Source organism: Type-C symbiont of Plautia stali (genome assembly GCF_059730935.1).
On the sequence record NZ_AP035923.1, the window covers coordinates 2514883 to 2533037 of the forward strand.

22 protein-coding genes are annotated in these 18155 nt (G+C 58.7%); 1 reads left to right on the forward strand and 21 read right to left on the reverse strand.

Going from position 1 to position 18155, the window contains the following annotated elements; translation table 11 throughout:
* Nucleotides 1–59: 59 nt before the first annotated feature.
* The 20 genes from ycfP to yceD form a co-directional block, all read right to left on the reverse strand.
* On the reverse strand, nt 60–620 hold the full coding sequence (gene ycfP, locus AC6I7J_RS11845) for an alpha/beta hydrolase YcfP (protein ID WP_498005750.1): 561 nt from the start codon (nt 618–620) through the stop codon (nt 60–62).
* A gap of 39 nt (nt 621–659) precedes the next feature.
* Nucleotides 660–1703, reverse strand: a complete 1044-nt coding sequence (gene nagZ / locus AC6I7J_RS11850) for a beta-N-acetylhexosaminidase (RefSeq protein ID WP_498005752.1) — start codon at nt 1701–1703, stop codon at nt 660–662.
* 15 nt (nt 1704–1718) lie between these two features.
* On the reverse strand, nt 1719–2534 hold the full coding sequence (thiK, locus tag AC6I7J_RS11855) for a thiamine kinase (protein ID WP_498005754.1): 816 nt from the start codon (nt 2532–2534) through the stop codon (nt 1719–1721).
* The gene (gene lpoB / locus AC6I7J_RS11860; RefSeq protein ID WP_127833923.1) at nt 2521–3117 is read right to left on the reverse strand and encodes a penicillin-binding protein activator LpoB; all 597 of its coding nucleotides are present in this window, start codon (nt 3115–3117) and stop codon (nt 2521–2523) included. The genes thiK and lpoB overlap by 14 nt, the downstream gene beginning before the upstream one ends.
* Nucleotides 3118–3127: 10 nt before the next feature.
* On the reverse strand, nt 3128–3493 hold the full coding sequence (locus AC6I7J_RS11865; RefSeq protein ID WP_021506396.1) for a YcfL family putative periplasmic lipoprotein: 366 nt from the start codon (nt 3491–3493) through the stop codon (nt 3128–3130).
* Between the two features lie 18 nt (nt 3494–3511).
* Nucleotides 3512–3862, reverse strand: coding sequence for a purine nucleoside phosphoramidase (hinT, locus tag AC6I7J_RS11870; protein WP_021506397.1), 351 nt, complete (start codon nt 3860–3862; stop codon nt 3512–3514).
* A gap of 333 nt (nt 3863–4195) precedes the next feature.
* A complete protein-coding gene (gene ptsG, locus AC6I7J_RS11875; protein ID WP_021506398.1) occupies nt 4196–5629 on the reverse strand; it encodes a PTS glucose transporter subunit IIBC in 1434 nt (477 codons plus the stop codon).
* Between the two features lie 286 nt (nt 5630–5915).
* Nucleotides 5916–6707: a metal-dependent hydrolase gene (locus AC6I7J_RS11880; RefSeq protein ID WP_498005756.1), complete on the reverse strand. Its 792-nt coding sequence runs from the start codon at nt 6705–6707 to the stop codon at nt 5916–5918.
* 17 nt (nt 6708–6724) lie between these two features.
* Nucleotides 6725–7714: a DNA polymerase III subunit delta' gene (holB, locus tag AC6I7J_RS11885; RefSeq protein ID WP_021506400.1), complete on the reverse strand. Its 990-nt coding sequence runs from the start codon at nt 7712–7714 to the stop codon at nt 6725–6727.
* Nucleotides 7711–8346 (reverse strand): dTMP kinase, encoded by a 636-nt coding sequence (gene tmk, locus AC6I7J_RS11890; protein WP_498005758.1) that lies wholly within the window; start codon nt 8344–8346, stop codon nt 7711–7713. Before tmk ends, holB begins: the two co-directional genes overlap by 4 nt.
* On the reverse strand, nt 8336–9355 hold the full coding sequence (gene mltG, locus AC6I7J_RS11895) for an endolytic transglycosylase MltG (RefSeq protein WP_498005760.1): 1020 nt from the start codon (nt 9353–9355) through the stop codon (nt 8336–8338). Before mltG ends, tmk begins: the two co-directional genes overlap by 11 nt.
* Entirely contained in the window at nt 9352–10164 is an 813-nt protein-coding gene (pabC, locus tag AC6I7J_RS11900) for an aminodeoxychorismate lyase (protein ID WP_021506403.1), read from the reverse strand. Before pabC ends, mltG begins: the two co-directional genes overlap by 4 nt.
* 123 nt (nt 10165–10287) lie before the next feature.
* Nucleotides 10288–11529: a beta-ketoacyl-ACP synthase II gene (gene fabF, locus AC6I7J_RS11905; protein WP_498005763.1), complete on the reverse strand. Its 1242-nt coding sequence runs from the start codon at nt 11527–11529 to the stop codon at nt 10288–10290.
* Between the two features lie 85 nt (nt 11530–11614).
* The gene (acpP, locus tag AC6I7J_RS11910) at nt 11615–11851 is read right to left on the reverse strand and encodes an acyl carrier protein (RefSeq protein ID WP_010617251.1); all 237 of its coding nucleotides are present in this window, start codon (nt 11849–11851) and stop codon (nt 11615–11617) included.
* A gap of 153 nt (nt 11852–12004) precedes the next feature.
* Nucleotides 12005–12739, reverse strand: a complete 735-nt coding sequence (gene fabG, locus AC6I7J_RS11915; RefSeq protein ID WP_021506405.1) for a 3-oxoacyl-ACP reductase FabG — start codon at nt 12737–12739, stop codon at nt 12005–12007.
* A 10-nt stretch (nt 12740–12749) separates the two neighbouring features.
* Nucleotides 12750–13682: an ACP S-malonyltransferase gene (fabD, locus tag AC6I7J_RS11920; RefSeq protein WP_498005765.1), complete on the reverse strand. Its 933-nt coding sequence runs from the start codon at nt 13680–13682 to the stop codon at nt 12750–12752.
* Nucleotides 13683–13698: 16 nt separating this feature from the next.
* The gene (locus AC6I7J_RS11925; protein ID WP_021506407.1) at nt 13699–14652 is read right to left on the reverse strand and encodes a beta-ketoacyl-ACP synthase III; all 954 of its coding nucleotides are present in this window, start codon (nt 14650–14652) and stop codon (nt 13699–13701) included.
* Nucleotides 14653–15693, reverse strand: a complete 1041-nt coding sequence (gene plsX / locus AC6I7J_RS11930) for a phosphate acyltransferase PlsX (RefSeq protein ID WP_058759470.1) — start codon at nt 15691–15693, stop codon at nt 14653–14655.
* A 27-nt stretch (nt 15694–15720) separates the two neighbouring features.
* Complete coding sequence (gene rpmF, locus AC6I7J_RS11935) at nt 15721–15891, reverse strand: 50S ribosomal protein L32 (RefSeq protein WP_016192161.1); 171 nt, start codon at nt 15889–15891, stop codon at nt 15721–15723.
* A gap of 14 nt (nt 15892–15905) precedes the next feature.
* Nucleotides 15906–16427, reverse strand: coding sequence for a 23S rRNA accumulation protein YceD (gene yceD, locus AC6I7J_RS11940; RefSeq protein ID WP_058759469.1), 522 nt, complete (start codon nt 16425–16427; stop codon nt 15906–15908).
* A 143-nt stretch (nt 16428–16570) separates the two neighbouring features.
* Between yceD and AC6I7J_RS11945 the strand changes: the two genes are divergently transcribed.
* Nucleotides 16571–17152 (forward strand): Maf family protein, encoded by a 582-nt coding sequence (locus AC6I7J_RS11945; RefSeq protein ID WP_498007230.1) that lies wholly within the window; start codon nt 16571–16573, stop codon nt 17150–17152.
* Nucleotides 17153–17162: 10 nt separating this feature from the next.
* On the opposite strand, the gene rluC is transcribed toward AC6I7J_RS11945, so the two are convergent.
* A complete protein-coding gene (rluC, locus tag AC6I7J_RS11950; RefSeq protein ID WP_125309362.1) occupies nt 17163–18122 on the reverse strand; it encodes a 23S rRNA pseudouridine(955/2504/2580) synthase RluC in 960 nt (319 codons plus the stop codon).
* Nucleotides 18123–18155: the final 33 nt, after the last annotated feature.

The following is an 18155-nucleotide window of genomic DNA, read 5'->3' on the forward strand; positions in this document are numbered from 1 at the left end:
TTGATGTACATCAATCTTTGCACTGCATTATCAGAATGTTACACGTTTTGTGCGCCGCATCACACGGCGCAGCAGCACTCAGGCAAGGGTTTGAACGCTTTGATGCGTTGCAGATGCGGGGCAATATTTTTGAATTTGTGGCTGGCCTCCTCGTCCCACACGATCTCATAGTACGGGTGCAATGCGGCCGCGCTGCGCTGATTATCCAGCGCTTCATCGTGACGTGACAAAATGGTCAGGCAGCGGTCGCGGTTCTTTTCACGGAAGTTGCTGACGCATTTGGTGGCGATATCAAGATACTCTTCCGGCCGGTCGATCTTGCCTTCCATGTTTTCATCGGGAAACAGGTTGGGATTGAATATCGCCTGGCGCATGCCGCAAAGGAAGCCGATGCGTTCTGCCCAGTAGCCGCCCAGGCCGACGCCACAAATCAACGGATGCGCATCGCTGCCCTGCTGGAGCAGTTTGTCGCACTCTTTCAGCAGAAACTGCATATCGTGTTTCGGATGGCGGGTGCTGTAGCTAATAAGTCTGACGTCCGGGTCAATAAACTGCAGCTGCAGCACCTTTTCATGGTTGCCCGGACTGTTGGAATCAAAACCGTGCAGATAGATGATCATGATTATCCTCAGCGTGGAGTGAGATCCGGGCAGCGGCGATTATCTGCCCGACGCTTTGTGCGCCAGCCAGCGATCCTGCAGGTCACTGAGCTGACGCTGATTTTGCCGCCAGCGCTCGCTGGCCTGCAAACTCTGACGGTCAAAACGTCCCTGATGGTATAACTGCGTGACGCGCGTCGCCTGGATCGGCGTCAAATTATCCAGCACGCTCACCGCGCCAGCACGCTGATTGCACACCAGGATCATATCGCAGCCGGCATTCAGCGACTGCTGAGCCCGTTCCGCGTAGCTGCCCATCACCGCCGCGCCCTCCATCGACAGATCGTCTGAGAAGATCACCCCGTTGAAGCCCAGCTCCTGCCGCAGCACCGTTTGCAGCCAGTAAGGCGAACCACTGGCCGGCAGCGGGTCCACTTCAGTATAGATAACATGCGCGGGCATCACCGCATCCAGCAGCTGCTCATCAATCAGCTGCTGGAAGATTGCCATGTCGTGCTGGCGCAGCGTGGCCGCATCGCGCGTGTCGCGCGGCGTCTCTTTGTGCGAATCTGCGCTGACCGCGCCGTGGCCCGGGAAGTGCTTGCCGGTGGTTTTCATGCCGGCTTCGTGCATGCCGTTAATAAAATGGCGCGCCATCTGCAGCGCAATCGCCGGATCGGCGTGGAACGCGCGATCGCCGATGGCCGCGCTGATGTGGCCGATATCCAGCACCGGCGCAAAGCTGATATCGATATCCATGGCGATCATTTCCGCCGCCATTTGCCAGCCGGCCTGCTGCGCCAGCTCGCCGGCGCGCGCCATGTCATGCAGCGCGGCGAAGGATTGCATCGCCGGCAACTGGGTAAAACCGTCGCGGAAGCGCTGCACGCGTCCGCCTTCCTGATCGACCGCCACCAGCAGCCGGTTACGCGACGCCGCGCGAATCTGGCGCACCAGCTCCGCCAGCTGCGCAACATCATGGAAGTTGCGGGCGAACAGGATCAGTCCGCCTGTCAGCGGATGTTGCAGAATTTCGCGCTCTTCGGCGTCCAGCTCGTAGCCTTCGACGTCCAGCATCAGCGGTCCGGGCGTTGTCATCGTCATGTTTCGGTTCCTGAATTAAAGATCCTGCCAGCTGGCCTGCGCCAGCCGTTGCAATGTTTGGTCATGGCTCTGCTCGGCGCGCAGCTGATACCAGCTGGCCATCAGCAGCTGTAGCCAAGGCTGCCAGCGCCGGCTTTGACGCCGCAGCGCCGTTGCCGACAGACGCGCCTCGGCGGCATAGTCGGTTATCCAGTAATCGTGTTCAGCGCCATCCACCGCGCCGATAGCGGCCAGCTCTAGCGCCACGTCGCCATCCGCAGCATATTCCCAGTCAATTAAACGCAGGCCATCCGGCGTGGCAATCAGATTGCCAGGGTGGACGTCCATGTGCAGCGGTGCCAGCCGCAGCGGCGACGGTTCGCCGCGCTGCAGCAACTGGTTTAAGCGCCGCTGCCAGCGCCAGTGCCGCTGCTGACACAGCTGCCAGTAGCGCTGCAGCAGCGGTGCCAGCCGTAAGCGATAACCGGTCAGCGGCTGGTGATGCAGGCGCAGCAGCAGCGTCAGCACCGCTGCGCGCTGCGCGCTGAACTGATCCGGCGACAGCACCTCGCCCGGCAGCCAGCGCTGCAGCAGCCACGGCGCCTGCCACGTCAGCGGCTGCGGCGCCAGCGCCGTAGTACGCAACTGACGCAGGATGCGGTATTCGCGCTGACGATCGACAAACGGGATGGGCTGCGACGGTGTCCGGCGCGCCAGCAGTTCGCCCTGCTCGCTGCGTACCTGCACGCTGTTACCGCTCAGTCCTGGCAGCGCGAAAAAATGACCGGCAGCTTGCGCCGTCGGCCATTGTTGCTGAACCAGATGCTGCAGCCGGGGATCAGGGTTGTGCAACGCCGTTGCCCGACCAGATGATTTCGCCGGTCTGCACCAGCATCAGCTGCATTTGCAGCGTAGGAGCTTTCACATCGCCCTGCGCGTTGCTATACAGCACATACTGCGCGTTGACGATGCGCGCCAGGCCAATCGCTTTGCTGCGCGAGTTGAGGCTATCCTCTGGCGACAGGCCGAGCGTTTGCTTCGCCTGATTAAGCTGATCGTTTGAGACCAGGCTGAACTTGCCGTTATTGGCCAGCGCGTTCTCAATCGCTGCCGTAGCTTTTTCCGTTTGCAGCGAGCCGTTGGTGCTGTTTTTGATGCGATCCACCAGCAGCACGCTGCCCGGATTGACGCCCGCCGACTGCACCATATTGGCGACTAACGGCTGGACGCTGGCGTTCCAGTTGATGGTTTTCAGCTTCGGCGGCTGCGGCACAGTTTGCGGCGGCGGCACCGGCTGCGCGGGCGGTTGCTCTGGCTGGGTTGGCGTGGTCGGCTGCGTCGGTTCAACCGGCGCCGGGGTTTGTTGTTTCACCACACAACCGGTGAGCATCAGCGCAAACAGTAGCGCGCCGGAACGTTGTACACTGCGAATCACAGGTTACTCCTCAAAGATAAAGATAGAGACGCACCTTGCTGGCGGTCGGGTTACCCATTTGCGAGGCCACTTCTACGCTGCCGTGCGCCGGTACGGTTTGAGTCTGCGCCGGCTCCTGCGGCTCAATCTCCAGCCCTTTGTCATCGTACCAGTAGAAACGATAGTGCACGGTGACCGGCGTTTCACGCAGATTTTGCAGCACGCTGGCGGCGCGCTGCTGGCCGTCGCGGCTGGTCAGCGCGGGCTCATCGGTGATGATGCCCGCCGACAGTACGGCAGACTCCATCACCAGCGACTGGGAGGTGTTGATCATCGGCTTATCGCTGCTGCAGCCCACCAGGGTCAGCAACAGCAAGCCGCTCAGCCATTGACGCATCACAAGGTCCGCCTGAGGTTAGATGGCCAGCATCGGGCCCAGCGGCTGTCCGCCGACCAGGTGCATATGAATGTGGTAAACCTCCTGCCCACCGTGACGGTTGCAGTTGATGATCAGGCGATAGCCATCCTCGGCGATGCCTTCATCACGGGCAATTTTTGCGGCGGCGGTGACCATGCGGCCCAGCGCCTGCTCATGCGCCGCCTGCACATCGTTGGCAGTCGGAATCAGTACGTTGGGGACAATCAGTATATGGGTAGGCGCTTTGGGCGCGATATCGCGGAAGGCGGTGACCAGTTCGTCCTGATAAACCACGTCGGCGGGAATTTCGCGACGAATGATTTTACTGAAAATGGTTTCTTCAGCCATGGTGCAGTTCCTTAAGCCTGAGTTCAGTCAGGCAGTATGCGTGAGGAATTCCGTTTCTTTCAACCTCAGGACCACTTTTCTTCATTAAATGGCTGCCTTTGCATCACTTTTTCACGCTGGCGCGGCGCGGCCGGCGGTGTCTGGCGGCAGTAAAATAAAAAACCCCTCGGATGAGGGGTTTTGTCGCACCGAAGTTGCAGTGCGGTGAAGCGGCGGCAGAGGAGTAAAGCGTCCCGCGACAGGGATGTCGCGGGCCGAGCCCCAGGGATGGTGTTGGCGTCTTTACGATCTGACGCCGCTTCACCGCACCGGCCCGGCCTGCCGTCATGTCACTTACATACTGCGGATATAATCATCCATCTCGGTTTTCAGGTTATCGGACTTGGTGCCGAAAATCGCCTGCACACCGGAACCGGCCACCACCACACCACGCGCGCCGAGGTTTTTCAGTTCAGCCTGATCCACCTTCGCTACGTCCGCCACGCTGACGCGCAGACGGGTAATACAGGCATCAAGGTTAGTGATGTTCTCTTTACCACCGAACGCCGTGACCAGCTTGCCCGCCATTTCACTGCCGGTCGCGCTGCTCTGCTCCATGGCCGTATCTTCACGACCCGGGGTTTTCAGATTCAGTTTTGCGATCAGCACGCGGAACACGGTGTAGTACACCAGACCGTAGATGATACCGACAATCGGGAACAGCCAGATTTTGCTGCTGTTGCCGCTCAGCACGATGAAGTCGATCAGACCGTGTGAGAAGCTGGTGCCATCACGCATGCCCAGCAGAATACAGATTGGGAACGCCAGGCCCGCCAGGATGGCGTGGATCACGTACAGGATCGGTGCCACGAACATGAACGAGAACTCGATCGGCTCGGTGATACCGGTCAGGAACGAGGTCAGCGCAGCGGAGATCATGATACCGCCCACTTTGGCGCGGTTTTCAGGTTTAGCAGAATGCCAGATGGCGATAGCCGCAGCCGGCAGACCGTACATCTTGAACAGGAAGCCGCCAGACAGTTTACCGGCAGTCGGGTCACCCGCCATGTAGCGCGGAATGTCACCGTGGAAGACCTGACCAGCCGCGTTGGTGAATTCACCAATCTGCATCTGGAAAGGAACGTTCCAGATGTGATGCAGACCAAACGGCACCAGCGCACGCTCAACCACACCGTAAATACCGAACGCCACCACCGGGTTCTGATAGGCCGCCCACTGGGAGAAGTCCTGAATCGCGGTACCAATAGGTGGCCAGATGAAGGACAGCACCACACCGGTGAAAATCGCGGTCAGACCGGAAATGATCGGCACAAAGCGCTTACCGGCAAAGAAGCCGAGGTATTCCGGCAGCTTGATGCGGTAGAAGCGGTTGAACATGTAGGCCGCAATCGAACCAGCAATAATGCCGCCCAGCACCCCGGTATCGGCGAGGTGTTTGGCTTCGATCTCGGCTGCCGGCAGATGCAGCACCAGCGGCGCGACCACAGCCAGGGTTTTCACCATAATGCCGTAGGCGACCACGGCGGCCAGCGCCGACACGCCGTCGTTATTGGTAAAGCCCAGTGCCACACCGATCGCAAAGATCAGCGGCATGTTAGCAAACACCGAACCACCCGCTTCGGCCATCACGTGGGAAACCACTTCCGGCAGCCAGCTGAAGTTAGCAGAACCAACACCTAACAAAATACCGGCAATCGGCAGAACCGATACCGGCAACATCAGCGATTTACCTACCTTTTGCAGGTTCGCAAATGCGTTCTTGAACATAGAAGCTCCTGAGTATGAGTGCATTTTTTAGCGCAGTGCGCATGGCAAAGGGGGAGGATCCTTAGCCGGGGTGACGCTGAGCGTCTTTTGATTTATTACGAAGGGTAAAATAAATGACGACACGTTACTTTGACGGCTATCACGTTTCACCAAACACAGCGCTGAAATTTCAGTCATTTCTTACTGACTTGCTGCTATAAACAGCAATAAATCACTGCCTGCGCCGCGAAACACGCAGCGCAGATGAGTGATTTCAGATTAATTACAGAGTTTGAAATAAAGCGCGTTAGCCGCCGAGTCGGCTCATCGGCACCTTAAACAGGCGGGAGAAGTTTTCCGTGGTGGCGGCCGCAAGGGTCTCAAGATCGACGCCCTTCACCACGGCCATATACTCAGCCACGTCGCGGGTGAAGGCAGGCTGGTTTTCTTTGCCGCGATGCGGTACCGGGGCCAGATAGGGTGAATCGGTTTCAACCAGAATGCGATCCAGCGGTACATAGCGCGCTGCTTCGCGAATCTGTTCGGCGTTACGGAAGGTCACAATGCCGGAGAAGGAGATGTAGAACCCAAGATCCAGCAGCTGCGCCGCCGTCTCTTTGTCTTCCGTGAAACAGTGCAGCACGCCGCCGCACCGCTCAACCTGCTCTTCACGCAGAATGGCCAGCGTGTCTTCTCGCGCATCGCGGGTGTGCACAATAATCGGCTTATTCAGCGCAATGCCGGTGCGGATATGCTCACGGAACGAGGCCTGCTGCTGCGCTTTGGTCTCCTGCTGGTAAAAATAATCCAGCCCGGTCTCGCCCAGTGCAATCACCTGCTCTTCCGCCGCCAGACGGCGAAACTCTTCCACGTCATACGGCGTTTCCTGATTGAGCGGATGCACGCCGCAGGCCAGCGCGATGTTGTCACGATCGCCGACCAGCTGTTTGATTTTGTAGTAATCCGGCAGCGTGGTGGCAATCGCCAGCATGAATTTCACATCCCGCGCCGCCGCTTTGGCGATCACGTCATCCAGATCGCGGTGCTGGGTTTCATAATCAAGGCCATCAAGATGGCAGTGCGAATCAACAATAAACATAGATTTCTCTTTTAACCTTAGCCGACCGTCGCGGGAGACAGCAAACGTCCCCAGGCAAGCAGACAGTCGGTCAGAATCAGTTCACGATTAAGCGCCGCCACGTGCAGCAACTGCTCGCGACACTGCAGCCACTGCTGCACGCTCGCATTCAGCGCGCTGCTGCTGAACTGCTGCGCCAGCTGCGTCACCACGTCCGGGCGATCGCCATTACTCAGCCAGTTGCTGGCGCCCTGCTGCACCTTCATCGCATCCACCAGTAGCGAAAGCAGCCAGCCGAGGCGAACCGCCACATCGTCGCTGTTGAGCGCCGGCAACAGCTGCAGAATATCGCCGCTCAGTGCGCTGTTCAGGCTGTCGCACAGCGTTTGCCGTGCCTGCCAGCGGTCCGGCTGTAACAAGGCCAGCGCCGCAGCGGGTGCACCGTTGCTCAGACGCAGCGCCGCGCGCAATATCGCTTCCGGCTGCGGCTGCTGTTTCTGCAGCCATTGCAGGCTGTGCGTCTCTTCCGGCGGCGACAGATGCCACGTCATACAGCGGCTGCGCAGCGTGGCCAGCAGTCGCGACGGCTCGCGCACGCTGAGGAAAAACCAGCAGTTGGCGGGCGGCTCTTCCAGCGTTTTCAGGAGCGCGTTAGCGGCGGCTTCGGTCAGTTGCGTCGCATCCGGCAGCCAGACAATTTTCGCGCCACCCTGCTGGGCAAAATGGTACAGCTTCTCACTGACGTCGCGAACCGCATCAATGCCGAGCGAGGCTTTTCCCTTTTCCGCTTCCAGCCGATACCAGTCCGGATGGGTGTGCGCCTGCATCAGCTGGCAGCCGTGACACTGACCGCAGCTTTTCAGTCCCTGCGGCTGCTGACACATCAGCCAGCGGCTGACGCCCCACACCAGCGCATCGTCGCCCATGCCGTCGATGGCCTGAATCAGCAGCGCATGATGTGCCTGTCCACTCTGATGGCGGGCAATGATCTGTCGGTACGGCTGGTTCAGCCACGGATACCAGTTCATACCGCCTGACCTGCCAGCCACTGACGCAGCACGGTTTTAAGTGACACTGTCACATTCTCAATCGGCTGTGTCGCATCGATGGTTTTGATGGTTGGATCGGTAGCGGCCAGCGCCTGATAGCGTTCGCGCGTGCGGATAAAAAAGTTCAGCGACTCCTGCTCAATGCGATCCAGTTCGCCGCGCGCCCGGGCACGCTGCAGGCCAATCTCCGGCGTGACGTCGAGATAGAGCGTCAGGTCGGGACGAAAATCGCCCAGCACCGCATCGCGCAGCGTGGTCATCAGCTGGGTGTCGAGCCCGCGGCCACCGCCCTGATACGCCTGCGACGAAAGATCGTGACGATCGCCCACCACCCAGGCACCGCGTGCCAGCGCCGGTTTAATGACGTTTTCTACCAGCTGCACCCGCGCGGCATACAGCATCAGCAGCTCGGCTTTATCACTCACCTGTTCGCCATCAATGCCCTGTTTCACCAGCACGCGCAGCTGTTCGGCCAAAGGCGTGCCGCCCGGCTCACGGGTAAAGACCACGTCTTCAATGCCCTGCTCATGCAGGACCGCAACCACCGCCTCACGCGCGGTGGTTTTGCCGGCGCCTTCCAGCCCTTCGATGACGATAAACTTACTTTTCATTTTTTTCCTTCATCGCCAGCCGGTAAACCTGCACGGCTTTATTATGACTGGCCAGATTGGTGGTAAAGGTGTGACCGCCTTTGCCATCCGCGACGAAATAGAGGTAATTGGTCTTCTCCGGATGGGCCGCCGCTTCCAGCGAGGCGCGCCCCGGCATGGCGATCGGTCCCGGCGGCAGACCGCTGATGGTATAGGTATTGTACGCGGTCGGGGTCTCAAGATCCTTGCGCGTCAGCGTACCGGTATAGCTGTCGCCCATCCCGTAGATCACCGTGGGATCGGTCTGCAGTTTCATACCGGTGCGCAGGCGATTGATGAATACCGAGGCAACGCGCGCGCGCTCTTCGCTGACGCCGGTCTCTTTTTCAATAATCGACGCCATGGTGACCATCTGCTGCGGTGTTTTATACGGCAGACTGGCCATCCGCCCCTGCCAGATCTCATCCACCAGCTTGTTCATGCGCGCGTGCGCCCGCTCCAGCAGTGCCACATCGCTGGTGTTGGCAGTATACAGATAGGTATCCGGATAGAAACCGCCTTCCAGCTGGCTGACATCAAGCTTAAGCGCGGCCGCAACGCTGGCAAATTCATCATCCGGCAGCGTGTGTTTAAGGTATGGCGCTTTACGCAGCTCAGCCAGCCACTCTTTCAGCCGGGAACCCTCGACAAAGCGCAGCGGAAATTGCGCCTCTTTGCCGCTGGCCAGCAGTTGCAGTAGCTGGCGCACCGTCATGCCGGTCTCAAGGCGATACGTCCCGGCTTTGAAGTTAGCCAGATCGGGCTCCAGCTTCAGCAACGGGCCAAACCAGATGCTTTGCGGAATGATGTGCTGGCTTTCCAGCTGCGCTTCCAGCACCACGCGACCGCTGCCGGCCGGCAGGGTATACAGGGTTTCCTGGTGAATGGTTAATGGCGTCGCGGCAAAGCGTTCAATCTGCCAGTAGCTAAATGCGGCAGCCAGACCAGCGATGACTACGGCGCCGGCAACTATTTTTTTCATTCGGGTCATGATGCTTCCATCGTCTGGCAACTGGCGAGCAGTTGCTGGTACAGCGTGCGTGCGGAAAAGGTGACGTCGTCAATTTGCCGCACGGGTAATACTGGCATCAGCGCGTTACAGATCACCACTTCATCGGCGCTTAACACCGCCGATCGGCTGGCCTCCACCTGCTGGCAGTCGTGACCGGCCTGGGCCAGCCGCGCCAGCAGATAACGACGCATGATGCCATCAACGCCGGCCTGCGCGAGGCGCGGCGTGAAAATAGCCTCACCGCTGCGCCAGAATAAATTGGCCGCACAGCATTCCACTACCGTCCCGGCGGTGTCAAGCACCAGCGCTTCGTCAGCGTCGCACGCGTCCAGCTGCTGGCGAATCAGCACCTGCTCCAGCCGGTTAAGATGTTTGATGCCGGCCAGCAGCGGGTTCTGCGCCAGCCGCACCGGGCTGGTCACCAGCCGCGCGCCCTGCTGCTGCAGCGTGGCGTAGTGCTGTGGCCAGGGTGCGAGCGCGATGATACGCGTGGGTTGCGTGCAGCCGGCGCGACTGTAGCCGCGTCCGCCCGCGCCGGGCGTCAGGATCACTTTGAGCACCGCTTCGCGCTGGCCCGCCGCCGCGCGGCGCATCTCTTCCGCCAGTAAGGCGCGATCCGGCGCGGCCATCAGCAAACGCTGGCAGCCGTCCTGCAGACGCTGCAGATGCGCCTCCAGCAGCTGGATACGGCCCTCTCTGACTGCCGCGGTGGTGAAACAGCCGTCACCAAACTGCACCGCGCGATCGCGGGCAGAAAGGGTGTCCTGTGCCACTCCGTTAATCCACATGCGCTTCTCCTCTGCCGCTGGCGACAGCGTTGAATAGCACTGTGGCGCGTAACATTCCACGCCACTGCGTGACAAAATATAAAAAAGGCCCGCATTGCGGGCCTCTGTTCGGCTGGATAGCGCTTATACCTTGCGGAAGATCAGCGAGCCGTTGGTGCCGCCGAATCCAAAGGAGTTACACAGCGTGTACTCCAGTCCGCTGACCTGGCGCGCCGTGTGCGGCACGAAGTCCAGATCGCAACCTTCGTCAAGATTGTCGAGGTTGATGGTGGGCGGAACCGCCTGGTCGCGCAGCGCCAGAATCGAATAAATCGCTTCTACCGCGCCCGCCGCACCCAGCAGGTGACCGGTCATCGACTTGGTCGAGCTGACCATCACGCTGTGCGCTGACGCACCAAACACTGACTTCACCGCCTGCGCTTCTGCTTTGTCACCGGCCGGCGTTGAGGTGCCGTGCGCGTTAACATAGCCAATCTGCGCCGGATCCAATTGCGCGTCACGCAGCGCGTTAACCATCGCTGCGGCTGCACCTGAACCGTCTTCCGGTGGTGATGTCATGTGGTAAGCATCGCTGCTCATGCCGAAACCAACGATTTCCGCATAAATCTTCGCACCGCGTTTTTTCGCGTGTTCGTACTCTTCCAGCACCACGATACCGGCACCGTCGCCCAGCACGAAACCGTCACGATCTTTATCCCACGGACGGCTCGCCGCCTGCGGATTATCGTTACGGGTAGAGAGCGCACGCGCCGCGCCGAAACCGCCTACGCCCAGTGGCGTACTGGCTTTCTCAGCACCGCCGGCCAGCATCACATCCGCGTCGTTATACGCGATGATGCGCGCCGCATGACCAATATTGTGCACGCCGGAGGTACAGGCGGTCGCAATCGAGATGCTCGGACCTTTCAGGCCGTACATGATGGTCAGGTGGCCAGCGACCATGTTAACGATGGTTGAAGGCACGAAGAATGGACTGATTTTGCGCGGACCGCCATTGACCAGCGAGGTATGGTTATCTTCGATCAAACCCAGACCGCCGATGCCGGAACCGATAGCCGCACCGATACGTCCGGCATTCTCATCAGTTACGACCAGACCGGAGTCCGCCATAGCCTGAATACCGGCCACAACGCCGTACTGGATGAAGTCATCCATCTTGCGTTGATCTTTGCGCGAGATGTATTCATCGCAATTAAAATCTTTGACCAGACCCGCAAAACGCGTTGCGTAGGCACTGGTATCAAAATGGTCGATCAGGTTAATGCCGCTCTGACCGGCAAGGAGAGCACGCCAGGTAGACTCTACGGTATTGCCGACAGGAGACAACATGCCAAGACCGGTCACAACTACACGACGCTTAGACACGTTCGTCCTCCAGGGAGGGAAATAATGACGCTATGTGGGGCAAACATAAAACTCAGGCGGTCGAATGACCGCCTGAAGATATTCATTAACCTTTATGGTTATTGATATAGTCGATCGCTGCCTGAACGGTAGTGATTTTCTCAGCTTCTTCGTCTGGAATTTCAGTATCAAACTCTTCTTCCAGAGCCATTACCAGCTCAACGGTGTCAAGAGAATCTGCACCCAGGTCTTCAACGAAAGAAGCGCCGTTAACCACTTCGTCTTCTTTAACGCCCAGCTGCTCAGCTACGATTTTCTTAACGCGTTGTTCGATATCGCTCATACTATTTAATTTCCTATCAAAACTCGCTTTCGCGATGGTTTTCGTAGTGTATAAAATGTTGAAAAAGATGCAACAAAATCCCGGCTGGTCGAACCACGATTTTGCGTTATTCTGCGGTGTTTACCGCAGATAATGCAAATGATTTCGTGATTATCAGACCATGTACATGCCGCCATTGACGTGCAGCGTCTCACCCGTGATGTAGGCGGCTTCGTCAGAGGCTAAGAATGCAACAGCATTGGCAATCTCCTGCGGGTCGCCTAAACGACCTGCCGGCACTTCTGCCAGAATGCCCGAGCGCTGATCTTCGTTCAGTGCACGCGTCATGTCCGTCTCAATAAAGCCCGGAGCCACGACGTTTACGGTAATGCCACGTGACGCAACTTCTCGCGCCAGTGATTTGCTAAAGCCAATCAAACCTGCTTTTGCTGCCGCATAGTTTGCCTGACCCGCGTTACCCATGGTTCCAACTACCGAACCGATGGTAATGATACGGCCCACGCGCTTTTTCATCATGGCACGCATGACCGCCTTCGACAGGCGGAACACCGATGTCAGGTTGGTATCGAGGATATCCGCCCACTCATCGTCTTTCATGCGCATCAGCAGATTGTCACGCGTAATGCCTGCATTATTGACCAAAATGTCAACTTCGCCAAATTCGGCGCGAACTTTCTCGAGCACGCTCTCAATAGAGGCCGCATCGGTCACGTTCAGCAGCAGACCTTTGCCCTTGTCGCCGAGGTAAGCACTGATGGCTTCCGCGCCGCTTTCGCTGGTGGCAGTACCCACCACTTTTGCACCGCGTGCCGCCAGCGTTTCCGCGATGGCACGTCCGATACCGCGGCTGGCGCCGGTCACCAGCGCTACTTTACCTTCAAAGCTCATGATTTTCCTCTTATTCCTGGCCAAGCGCCGCAGCCAGTGACGATGGATCGTTCACCGCTGCAGCCGTCAGGCTGTCCACAATTCGTTTGGTCAGACCGGTCAGCACTTTACCCGGACCGATTTCCAGCAGTTCAGTCACGCCCTGCGCAGCGATAAACTCAACCGCCTCAGTCCAGCGCACCGGGCTGTACAGCTGACGCACCAGCGCGCTGCGAATCGCCGCGGCGTCGCTTTCGCACTTAACGTCAACGTTATTGACCACCGGTACCGACGGCGCATTGAAGATCACGCTTTCCAGCGCCACCGCCAGCTTATCCGCCGCAGGTTTCATCAGCGCGCAGTGTGACGGCACGCTGACCGGCAGCGGCAGCGCGCGCTTGGCGCCGGCCGCTTTACAGGCGGCACCAGCACGTTCAACCGCTTCTTTATTGCCGGCGATAACTACCTGACCCGGCGAGTTGAAGTTGACCGGCGAAACTACCTGGCCCTGCGCGCTCTCTTCACAAGCTTTGCGAATTGCCGCGTCGTCGAGACCGATAATCGCCTGCATGGCGCCCGTACCTTCCGGCACCGCTTCCTGCATCAGTTTACCGCGCAGTTCAACCAGCTTGATGGCGTCAGCAAAATTCAGCACGCCCGCACACACCAGCGCAGAGTATTCACCGAGGCTGTGTCCGGCCATCAGCTCGGGCTGCGCGCCATTTTTGCTCTGCCAGACGCGATAAATCGCGACCGAGGCTGCCAGCAGCGCCGGCTGGGTCTGCCAGGTTTTATTCAGCTCTTCAGCCGGGCCCTGCTGGACCAGCTGCCATAAATCGTAACCCAGCGCGTCAGAAGCTTCACGGAAAGTGGCTTCAACCTGTGGATTTTCCGCTGCCAGATCGGCCAGCATGCCGACGGTCTGCGATCCCTGTCCCGGGAAAACAAAAGCAATTTGCGTCATCTTGCGTTCCTGTCAATCAAAAGCGAACCAGCGCCGAGCCCCAGGTGAAACCGCCACCAAAGGCCTCGAGCAAAATCAGGTGTCCGGGCTTGATGCGGCCATCACGTACCGCTTCGTCCAGCGCGCTTGGCACCGACGCTGCCGAGGTGTTGCCGTGTCGATCCAGCGTCACCACCACTTTATCCATGCCCATACCGAGCTTTTTGGCGGTGGCGCTGATAATGCGCAGGTTGGCCTGATGCGGCACCAGCCAGTCAAGCTGTTCACGATCGAGATTATTCGCCTGCAGCGTTTCATCGACGATATGCGCCAGCTCAGTGACCGCGACCTTAAACACTTCGTTGCCGGCCATGGTGAGGTAAGCCGGCTCATCCTGATGCGCGCGATCCTGGTACGGCAGCGTCAGCAGCTTACCGTAGCGGCCATCGGCATGCAGATGCGTGGAGAGAATGCCCGCTTCTTCGCTAGCGCCGAGCACCACGGCACCCGCGCCATCACCAAACAGGATGATGGTGCCGCGATCGTCAGGATCGAGGGTGCGTGCCAGCACATCCGCGCCAATCACCAGCGCGTGCTTCACCGCACCGTTTTTGATGTATTGATCGGCCACGCTCAGTGCATAGGTAAAGCCGGCACAGGCGGCCGCGAGATCGAAGGCGGCGCAGTCGTTGATTTCCAGCATCTGCTGAATCATGCACGCTGAGCTCGGGAAGGCGTGGCTGGACGAGGTGGTTGCCACGATGATCAGGCCAACGTCGCTGGCTGCCACGCCCGCCATCTCCAGCGCACGCTGGGCAGCGGTGAAGCCCATGCTGGCTACCGTTTCATCCGGTGCCGCAATGCGACGTTCACGAATACCGGTCCGGGTGACAATCCACTCGTCCGAAGTCTCCACCATTTTTTCCAGGTCCGCGTTGCTGCGAACCTGCTCAGGCAAATAGCTGCCCGTACCGATAATTTTGGTAAACATCTACGCTTTGTCACTCCTGGCTAATACAGCGTCAAGGCGCGCGGCAATTCTCTCGGGAACTTGCTTGCGCACCGCCTGCTCTGCCTGTTCTATCGCCACGGCAAACGCGCGTTGATTCGCCGCGCCGTGGCTCTTGATCACTGTCCCGCGCAATCCTAACAGACAAGCGCCATTGTACTGGTCGGGGTTGAGATGACCGAAACGTTTAGCCAGACGCTTTTGGATCCAGCGTCCCAGCCATTTCAGCCACCAGGCCCGTTTTTTTCCTTCACCTGACGATTTGAGCAGAGAAAGAAACATTCTTACCACGCCTTCCATGGTCTTCAACGTGACATTACCCACGAAGCCATCACAGACCAGCACATCCGTCTTGCCGGTGAGGAGATCGTTCCCCTCAAGGTAACCAATATAGTTGATCTGCGGCGAGGCCCGCAGCACCGCCGATGCGGCGCGGATCGTCTCCAGCCCCTTCGTCTCTTCCTGACCGATGTTGAGCAGCGCGACGCGCGGCTGGCTGATTTCCAGCACCTCTTCCGCCATCACCGCACCCATCACAGCAAACTGCACCAGCATTTCACTGTCGGAATCGACGTTAGCGCCCAGATCCAGCACCACCGTTTTGCCGTGCTGCTGATGCGGCAGCACGGTCATCAACGCCGGACGCTCAATGCCATCCAGCGGCTTCAGTAATAATTTTGCCAGGCCCATCAGCGCACCAGTATTGCCGGCACTGACGCACGCCTGCGCTTTCCCCTCTTTCACCAGCTCTAATGCCACGCGCATGGAGCTGCCGCGGCTGTTACGAATCGCCTGCGAGGGTTTGGCATCACTTGCAATAACCGATTCGGCAGGGATTACCTGCACACGCCCCAGTAACGAGGAATCCGCTTTGGCAAGAAATGACGAGATGATGTCGGGATCGCCGACCAGAAGAAGAACCAGCTGCGAATGAGAGGCCAGTGCCTGCAAGGCTGCAGGCACTGTCACGCAGGGACCGAAGTCCCCGCCCATGGCATCAACTGCCAGGGTCAAACGTGTCAAGGTATCGCCTTGCGTAACCGCAAAGAATTACTTGGTGATAACCTTGCGACCGCGGTAGTAACCATCCGCAGTGATATGGTGACGCAGATGAGTTTCACCAGAAACTTTATCTACTGACAGAGTGGTAGTGGTCAGCGCATCGTGCGAACGACGCATACCACGCTTAGAACGGGTTGGTTTATTCTGTTGTACGGCCATGGACCTTACTCCTATTACTTACGCTTTAAACTGGCTAATACGGCAAATGGGTTTGGTTTTTCCGCCTCTTCAGGCAGCTGGCCAAAGACCATGTCCGCGTCGGACACTTCACAGTGTTCAGAATCATGCACCGGAACGACCGGCAGCGCGAGGATGAGTTCATCTTCGATCACCGCCAGCAGGTCGATTTCACCGAAATCGTTGACATCGACCGGCTCGTAGGCTTCCGGCAGTGCCTCGGCCTGCTCATCAGAAGAGACAGGACTGAAGCAATAGCTTACGTGCACAGCATGCGGGAACGGTTGGTTGCAGCGTTGACATAACAACGTTACCTGCACATCGGCTGTTCCTTGCAGAACCGCGAGGCGCTGGTTGTCAACCGCAAACGACATGGCACATTCCACATCACTGTCCACACTCACGACCGTTTCGGCCAGGCGCGCCACCAATTCAGGTGCGTAAACACCGTGATAATCCAGGCGTTTTTGCGCGGCGCGGACCGGATCGAGCGTCAGGGGTAATTTTACCTTTTGCATAGGGCGCGCATATTAACTTTGTAACGTCATAGAGTCAAAGAAAAAGGCCGGTTTACAGCATCTTTCACCCGTTAGTCGCATCCAGTGCGGCGCATAGTTTAAAATGCCTGTCATCTTTACGCTATCACTTCTGCAAAAAAATGATGACACCGCTGGTTTTAGCCTCAACCTCTCCGTTCCGTCAGGCGCTGCTGCGCAAGCTCGGCCTGCCGTTTATCACTGCCGCCCCTGAAAGCGATGAAACGCCGCTGCCGGGAGAAGCCGCGCCGCAGCTTGTGCAGCGGCTGGCCATTGCCAAAGCGCAGGCGCTGGCCGCGCGCTATCCTGCGCGCTGGATCATTGGGTCCGATCAGGTCTGTGTACTGGACGGTCGCATCGCCGGCAAGCCGCATACCGCAGAGAACGCCTGTCAGCAGCTGGCGCTGGCGAGCGGTAAAGCCATCACCTTTTATACCGGTCTGGCGCTGATTCACCCCGCCAGCGCGCAGCAGCATGTACTGTGTGAACCCTTTACCGTGCATTTTCGGCAACTGAGCGCGGCAGAGATCGCGCGCTACGTCGAGCTGGAGCAGCCGCTGCAGTGCGCCGGCAGTTTCAAAAGTGAGGGACTGGGGATTTGTCTGTTCGAACGGCTGGAGGGGCGCGATCCCAATAGCCTGATTGGCTTACCGCTGATCGCGCTGAATGGCCTGTTAAGGCAGGCGGGCATCAATCCGCTGGGCTGATGCCACGCTCTCAGGCTTTTTTCTGCTGGCGCAGCTGGGACAGGCAGTGCTTCAGAGCCTTATCCAGCGGCGCTTCCATACGCAGGCTTTCGCCGGTGTTGGGATGGGTAAACGTCAGCGCGGCAGCATGCAGGAACAGCCGCGCCAGACCGGTTGATGCCAGCTGGCGATCGAATTCGCGATCGCCATAGCGATCGTCAAAGGCAATCGGGTGCCCGCCATGCAGGGTATGCACGCGAATCTGATGCGTGCGTCCGGTCACCGGACTGGCTTTAACTAATGTCGCCAGGCCAAAACGTTCTTCAACTTTAAAGCGCGTTTCTGACGGCTTGCCCTCGGCGCTGACCCGCACCACGCGCTCGCCGCTTTGCAGAATGTTTTTCAGCAGCGGGGCCTGCACCACTTTCAGGTGCGATGGCCAGTCGCCGCGCACCAGCGCCAGATAATCCTTCTGCATGCCCTTCTCACGCAGCTGCTCGTGCAGCGAACGCAGCGCCGAGCGCTTCTTCGCCACCAGCAAAATGCCAGACGTGTCACGATCGAGACGGTGCACCAGTTCAAGGAAACGCGCCTCCGGGCGCAGCGCGCGCAGCCCTTCAATCACGCCGAAGCTCAGCCCGCTGCCGCCGTGCACCGCGGTGCCGGACGGTTTGTTCAGCACCAGCAGATAATCGTCTTCATACAGAATGCACGACTCCAGCGCCGCTACTTTATCCAGTTTGGGCGACACTGCCTGCTCTTCACGCTCGGCCACGCGCACCGGCGGCACGCGCACTTCGTCGCCGTCTTCCAGCTTATATTCAGGTTTTACGCGCTTCTTATTCACCCGCACCTCGCCTTTACGCAGGATGCGGTAAATCATGCTTTTCGGCACCCCTTTCAGCTGGGTGCGCAAAAAGTTATCAATGCGTTGACCGGCATTTTCAGCCGTGATGGCGACAAATTGTACGCCGGGATTCTCTGTTTTCATGGCGGCGATTCTAAATAGTGTCCCCGGATAGCG